The 555-nt window shown below is 46.8% G+C and carries 2 tRNA genes and 1 rRNA gene; all 3 read right to left on the bottom strand.

Features of this window, described 5'->3' with window-relative positions:
* Positions 1-138 precede the first annotated feature (138 nt).
* A tRNA-Ala gene (locus ACZ3HG_RS23040) sits at positions 139-214 on the bottom strand.
* A 134-nt stretch (positions 215-348) separates the two neighbouring features.
* Positions 349-425: transfer RNA gene (locus ACZ3HG_RS23035), tRNA-Ile, on the bottom strand.
* Between the two features lie 73 nt (positions 426-498).
* Positions 499-555, bottom strand: a 16S ribosomal RNA gene (locus ACZ3HG_RS23030); the annotation flags it as partial.

The following is a 555-nucleotide window of genomic DNA, read 5'->3' as shown; positions in this document are numbered from 1 at the left end:
AGATTTCATTCTTATTACGGAGAATGAAAACGACATGTCGTTTCAATTTTCAGCTTGTTCCGGATTGTTAAAGAGCATAATACTTCGCAGCATACTGTTAGCCAGTACACTCTGAAGTATTTTATTAGAAAAACAGTATGGTGGAGCTAAGCGGGATCGAACCGCTGACCTCCTGCGTGCAAGGCAGGCGCTCTCCCAGCTGAGCTATAGCCCCATACAGTCTTACAGAAACCTTTTACTACCATTACATTCCACGAAGGAGATGTAATTTTTACTCAGGCAGGCGTGTTTCCGCGACGCATAGTTCACTATGCGAGCCGTAAACATAACGCAGCATGAGTGAAAATTTGGTAGGCCTGAGTGGACTTGAACCACCGACCTCACCCTTATCAGGGGTGCGCTCTAACCACCTGAGCTACAAGCCTGTAGAGGTTTTTCTGCTCGTTACTTTTTTATCAGACAATCTGTGTGGACACTGCGCGGGAAGGTATCTTCAGGTAAGGAGGTGATCCAACCGCAGGTTCCCCTACGGTTACCTTGTTACGACTTCACCCC

The organism is Erwinia sp. PME.40.26/001 (assembly GCF_055556675.1).
The sequence above is the reverse complement of the archived record's forward strand: the minus strand, read 5'-3'. Positions and strand labels throughout refer to the sequence as shown.